The organism is Mycobacterium sp. ABE4_509 (assembly GCF_056160785.1).
In genome coordinates, this window is record NZ_JBSWXU010000070.1 from 21,115 (window position 1) to 27,312 (window position 6,198).

Genomic DNA, 6,198 nt, shown 5'->3' on the forward strand with positions numbered 1-6,198 from the left:
TGCAGGGTTTCTCACGGAACTGAATACCGATGATACGGTACTCAATACCAAAATGTTAGAGGTGATCATGGTCAGTGGCGTGGAACCGGTCCGCGATCGTCTGGTCGAGGCTGCCTTCGCGCTGTTCGGCGAGCACGGTTTCGAGGCCACGAGCGTGGGTGACATCGCGGCGAGAGCCGGGGTGGGGCGCACGACGTTGTTCCGGCACTTCGGGTCGAAGGAAGCCCTGATCTTCCCGGACCACGACGCGCTGCTGCGCCGGGCGAACGAGCATCTGACCCTGGCCGGCCCCGACACCATGTCCAGCGCCGTACTCGAGGTGGCCGCTGCGGTGTTCGACCAATACCTCGCCGAGGGGGAGCGGGCCCGGATCCGCTACCGGCTCACCCGCACGGTCCCGGCGCTGCGCCAGTACGAGGTCGCCACCGTCGCCCGGTACGCCGCGCTGTTCGCCAGCCACCTCAACCGGGTCTCGGCGGGAGATCCGCCGGCCGCGCTGCGCAACGAACTGTTCGCCAACGCCGTCGTCGTCGCGCACAACCACGTCCTGCGTCGATGGCTCCGGGGCACCGTCGAGCATCCGCACGACGAGCTGGCCGACGCCCTGGTGTCGACGCGGATCCTGCTCCGTGGGCGTGATGGCGCAGACGGGGACGAACGCACAGCCGTGGTGTGCCTGTCGACCAGCGAGCCGCTGGATGATCTGCTGCCGCGGCTGCGCCGGGCGATCGAGGGCGGTTGAGGGCTCGCTACCGTCCCTTGTTCATCACCTTGTCCGCTGCGGCCCAGTGCTCGTCGGACACCCACAGCTCGGCGAACGCGGCGACGGCCTCGGTGGTGGGAACGCCGCGCATCACCCGCTTGACGTGTCCGGCCGGCCTGGTGGCCAGGGTGCGGGCGATCAGCCGCCACTGTTCGTCGAACGAGGCCCGCGGGATCACCTGGTCGATCAGCCCGATGCGCTCGGCTTCGGCGGCGGCCATGATGCGACCGGTGCCGGCCAGCAGCAGGGCCTTGCTGTAGCCCACCAGCTCGACGAGACGCTCGGCACCGCCCCACGCCGGCATGATCGCCAGGGCCACCTGGTTGAAGCCGATCTTGATGTCGTCGGCGGCCAGCCGGATGTCGGCGGCCACCGCGAACTCCGCGCCGCCGCCGAGCGCGTGACCGTTGAGAGCGGCGACCACGGGGGCGGGAAACCGGGCGATGCGATCGCAGATCGACCGCATCCGGAAGGACATCGCCGCGGCCTGTTCCTCGGTTCGCAGTGCGCTCAGTTCCTTGAGGTCGCCACCGGAGACGAAGGCGCGGTCGCCGGCGCCGGTGAGTACCAGTCCGCTCGCCCCTTCGGCGCCGTCGAGGGCCTTGTCGAGCTGCCCCATCGTCTCCAGCGAGATCGCGTTGCGGGCCTGCGGCCGATCGATGGTGATGATCGCCAGACCGTTGTCGAATTCGAGCCCGACCGTCATTCATTCTCCATCTGCGGTATTGGCATTCTCGTTTGCGGAGAATAACATCGCGATGTTATCTCCTCGCCGACGGAAGGCGGCCCACCCCAGCATGCGAAAGATTCCTGCCGAGTTGATCGAGCGCTACCAGCAGGCGGGGTGGTGGACCCAGGAGACCCTCGGGGATCTGGTGGCTCGGGGACTGCACGACAGCCCGGACGCCAGCTTCTGCGTGCATTCGGCAGTCCGGCCCTACCGCGGGACCTTCGCCGACGTGGAACGCGACGCACGGCGGCTGGCCGCCGGGCTGCATGCCCGTGGAGTGGGTCCCGGGGACGTGGTGGCGCTGCAGCTGCCGAACTGGCGTGAGGCCGCTGTCACGTTCTGGGCCTCGGCGATGCTGGGTGCGGTGATCGTTCCCGTCGTGCACTTCTACGGGCGCAAGGAACTAAGCCACATCCTGGCGACCTCGCGACCCCGCGTGTTCATCACGACCCCGGAGTTCGGCCGGCTGCGGTATTCGGCGGATCTGTGCGCCGATGTGCCGATGGTGGGGTTGGTCGGTGAGACCGGCAGCCTGGCCGCGCACGAGCACCGCTTCGAGGACCTGCTGGCCGACGAACCCATGATGGGCACCCTGGGTGCCGATCCGGCCGCCCCGGCGTTGATCGCCTTCACCTCGGGGACCACTCGGGATCCCAAGGGGGTCATCCACAGCCATCAAACCCTGAGCTGCGAGACACGTCAGCTCCTGGAGAACTACCCGCCCGACCGGGGACGTCAGTTGACCGCGACCCCGGTCGGGCACTTCATCGGCATGGTCGGTGCCCTGCTGATCCCGGTGCTCGAGGGCGCGCCGATCGACCTGTGCGACGTGTGGGATCCGGGCAGGGTGCTCGAGCTGATCGAGCGCGACGGGCTGTGCATCGGCGGTGGCCCGCCGTATTTCGTCACCAGCCTGCTCGACCATCCCGACTGCCGGCCCGAGCATCTGCGGCACTTCACCACGGTCGGACTGGGCGGGTCGTCGGTGCCGGCGGCGGTGACCCAGCGGCTGAGCGACCTGGGGATGTTCGTGTTCCGCGCCTACGGCAGCACCGAGCACCCCTCCATCACCGGTTCCGGTCCCGATGCTCCCGCGGACAAGCGGCTGTTCACCGACGGCAACCCACGCCCGGGGGTCGAGATCCGGCTCGGTCCCGACGGTGAGATCTTCAGTCGCGGGCCTGACCTGTGCCTGGGCTACACCGACGATGACCTGACCGCGCAGGCGTTCGATTCCGAGGGCTGGTACCGGACCGGCGACATCGGTGTGCTCGACGACGACGGCTATCTGACCATCACCGACCGCAAGGCCGACGTCATCATCCGGGGCGGGGAGAACATCAGCGCCCTCGAGGTCGAAGAGGTGCTGATGTCGATGCCCGCGGTCGCAGAGGCGGTCGTCGTTGCCGCGCCGGACGAGCGGCTCGGCGAGCATGCCGCCGGGGTGCTGCGGATCCGCGACGGCGCCGTGATGCCGACGCTGGACGAAGTCCGTGCGCACTTCGCGGCCGAGGGAGTGTCCCGCCAAGCCTGGCCGGAGCAGTTGCTGCAGGCCGATGACTTCCCGCGCACGGCCAGCGGAAAGGTGCAGAAGTTCCTCGTCCGGCAGCAAGTGCGTGACGCGCACCGCGATGCCGGGGCCGATATTGCCACGACAACCCACGTGAGAATATGATTCTCACGAGACGATAAAGGAGTTTTCCATGGGGCAACTGTCACACCGGGTCGATATCCCGTTCCCGCTCTTCGATGCGGACAACCATCTCTACGAGCCGCCTGAGGCGATGACGAAGTACCTGCCCAAGGAGTACAAGGACATCGTCCAGTACGTCGAGGTCAACGGTCGCACCAAGATCGCGATCAAGGGGCAGATCAGCAACTACATCCCGAACCCGACGTTCTCCCACGTCGCCAAGCCGGGCGCCTGGGAGGAGTACTTCAAGTTCGGCAATCCCGACGGCAAGAGCAAGCGCGAGCTCTTCGGTGAGCCGATGCGCTCCATCCCGGCGTTCTTCGAGCCCGAACCGCGGCTGAAGCTGATGAACGAACTGGGCGTCGACCGGTCGCTGATGTTCCCGACGCTGGCCAGCCTGATCGAGGAGCGGCTGCGCGACGATCCGGTCGCCATCCACGTGATCATCCACTCGTTGAACCAGTGGCTCGACGAGGTCTGGGGCTTCAACTACCAGAACCGCATCTTCACCACCCCGGTGATCACGCTGCCGATCGTCGAGAAGGCCATCGAAGAGCTGGAGTGGGCGGTCAAGCGCGGCGCCCGCGCCATTCTGGTCCGGCCGGCTCCGGTGCCCGGGTTCCGCGGCCCGCGCTCGTTCGCGCTGCCGGAGTTCGATCCGTTCTGGCAGAAGTGTGTCGAGTACGACGTGTTCGTCGGTATGCATTCCTCTGACAGCGGCTACTCGCGTTACACCTCGGAGTGGGACGGTGTCGCGCAGGAGATGCTGCCGTTCCAGACCAACGCGATGTCGATCCTCAACGAGTGGCGCCCGATCCAGGACGCGGTGGCCTCCTGGGTGATCCACGGTGCGCTGTTCCGGTTCCCGAAGCTGAAGGTCGGCATCGTCGAGGCCGGGTCGAAGTGGATGTTCCCGCTGCTGGACTCGATGGCCGAGGTGTACAAGAAGGCGCCGGAGTCCTTCCCGAGCAATCCGATGGAAGAGATCAAGAACCGCATCTACATCAGCCCCTTCTACGAGGAGGGCATCGACGACCTGATCAACCTGGTCGGCGTGGATCAGGTCCTCTATGGATCTGACTGGCCGCACCCGGAGGGTCTGGCGGAGCCGACGCACTATGTGACGGCTCTCGAGCACCTCTCGGTCGACGACCAGGCCAAGATCATGGGCGGCAACCTGGGTCGCCTCGTCACGGTGTGAGGTTGCGGCGCCGCGCTGCGACGATCAAGGGCGCCCAGCGCCCGTTGAGGAGTAGCGCAGAATGAGACGGTGGCAGACCCTCCCTGAGTTGGTCGCCAGCGCGGCGGACCGGTTCGGCGACGCGGAAGCGGTCGTCGACGGTCCGCTGCGCTTGTCATTCACAGAACTGGCCGAACGCATCCGTTGCGCTGCAGGAGCGTTCGCCGACTTCGGTATCGAGAAGGGCGACCGCGCCGCGGTATGGGCGCCCAACTCGGCGGAGTGGATCATCGCCGCGTTCGGGCTGCTCACCGCCGGCGGGGTGCTCGTCCCGGTCAACACCCGGTTCAAGAACGAGGAAGCAGCCGACATCATCAGCCGCAGCGGGGCCAAGGCCGTTCTCGTTCAGCAGGGTTTCCTGGGCAACGACTACAGCGCGCCCGACGGGATTCCGGTTCTCGATCTGAAATCCGGCTTCCTCTCCGGCGGAAAGCCTTTCAGCCGCCCGGTACAGGGTTCCGACATCTCCGACATCATCTTCACCTCGGGGACCACCGGCCGGCCCAAGGGCGTGATGATGAATCACAGCCAGAACCTGCGGCTGTACGAGGAGTGGTGCGACCTGGCCGATCTGCGCGAGGGCGACCGCTACCTGATGGTGAACCCGTACTTCCACACCTTCGGGTACAAGGCGGGACTCATCGCATCGTTCATCCGTGGCGCCACGATGCTGCCGGTCCCGGTGTTCGACGTGGACAAGGTCGTCGAACTCATCGCCGCGGAGAAGGTCACCATGCTGCCGGGCCCGCCGACCCTGTACCACTCGCTGTTGTCGGTGCCGGACAAGTCCAAGTTGGCGACCCTGCGCGCCGGTGTCACCGGCGCGGCCGACATCCCGGTCGAGCTGATCCGGCGGGTGCACGAGGAACTGCCGTTCAAGACGGTGGCGACCGGCTACGGGCTGACCGAAGCCGGCACGGTGACCCTGTCGCGGCCCGGGGACTCGTTCGAGGACATCGCGACCACCGCAGGCGTGGCCTGTGACGGCGTCGAGGTGCGCATCGCCGACGACGGTGAAGTGCTGGTGCGCGGCTACACCGTGATGCAGGGCTACCTCGACGACCCGACCGCCACCGCGGAGACGATCGATGCGGACGGCTGGCTGCACACCGGTGACCTCGGCACGCTCGACGAGGCGGGCCGGCTGCGCATCGTCGGCCGGAAGAAGGACATGTTCATCGTCGGCGGCTTCAACGCCTACCCGGCCGAGATCGAGGGCTTCCTGCTCGAGCATCCGGCGGTGGCCCAGGCGGCGGTGATCGGGGTACCCGACGACCGGATGGGCCAGGTGGGCAAGGCTTTCATCGTCACCAAGACCCCCGAGGGCGGATCCGCCGCGCCGACGGTCGCCGAGATCATCGAGTGGAGCCGCGACCGAATGGCCGGTTTCAAGGTGCCGCGGTATGTAGAGTTCCTCGACGAGTTGCCGTTGAATGCCACCGGCAAAGTCATGAAGGACAAGCTGCAGGGCCATCAGCGCTGAGCATTCGCACAGCAGGTGAATAGCATTTCCGCAGCCAGCGGTCTTTGCCGGGCCGCGCAGAACACGGGTATCGTCGCATCGTCACCCAGCAATGAAGAATGGCGTTCTCGTCTTCGAGCGTGCCGATGACAGGTAGACAAGGAGGTCGGCTGTGCCGTCTTTCAGGCGCCGTGAGTCGGTGATCGACTCCGGCGGGGCCGACGCAGCGCAACCGGATCAGGGCGCAGCGGGGGAGCAGGCGCGCGCGCTGGCCGAAGAGGCCGAGGCCGAGGCCGCCGAAGCCGAGGCG

General features: G+C 67.0%; 5 protein-coding genes. 4 read left to right on the forward strand and 1 reads right to left on the reverse strand.

The window, feature by feature from the left end; genetic code table 11:
- Positions 1-67: 67 nt before the first annotated feature.
- Positions 68-742, forward strand: coding sequence for a TetR/AcrR family transcriptional regulator (locus ACXAID_RS15960; protein ID WP_475023193.1), 675 nt, complete (start codon positions 68-70; stop codon positions 740-742).
- Between the two features lie 7 nt (positions 743-749).
- Here ACXAID_RS15960 and ACXAID_RS15965 read toward each other — a convergent pair whose 3' ends face one another.
- On the reverse strand, positions 750-1,469 hold the full coding sequence (locus ACXAID_RS15965) for an enoyl-CoA hydratase/isomerase family protein (protein WP_475023188.1): 720 nt from the start codon (positions 1,467-1,469) through the stop codon (positions 750-752).
- 91 nt (positions 1,470-1,560) lie between these two features.
- On the opposite strand from ACXAID_RS15965, the gene ACXAID_RS15970 reads away from it, so the two are divergent.
- The 3 genes from ACXAID_RS15970 (at position 1,561) to ACXAID_RS15980 (ending at position 5,909) form a co-directional block, all read left to right on the forward strand.
- Positions 1,561-3,168, forward strand: a complete 1,608-nt coding sequence (locus ACXAID_RS15970) for an AMP-binding protein (protein ID WP_475023189.1) — start codon at positions 1,561-1,563, stop codon at positions 3,166-3,168.
- A gap of 28 nt (positions 3,169-3,196) precedes the next feature.
- Positions 3,197-4,387, forward strand: a complete 1,191-nt coding sequence (locus tag ACXAID_RS15975; RefSeq protein WP_475023190.1) for an amidohydrolase family protein — start codon at positions 3,197-3,199, stop codon at positions 4,385-4,387.
- A 61-nt stretch (positions 4,388-4,448) separates the two neighbouring features.
- A complete protein-coding gene (locus tag ACXAID_RS15980; protein ID WP_475023191.1) occupies positions 4,449-5,909 on the forward strand; it encodes a FadD3 family acyl-CoA ligase in 1,461 nt (486 codons plus the stop codon).
- Positions 5,910-6,198 lie beyond the last annotated feature (289 nt).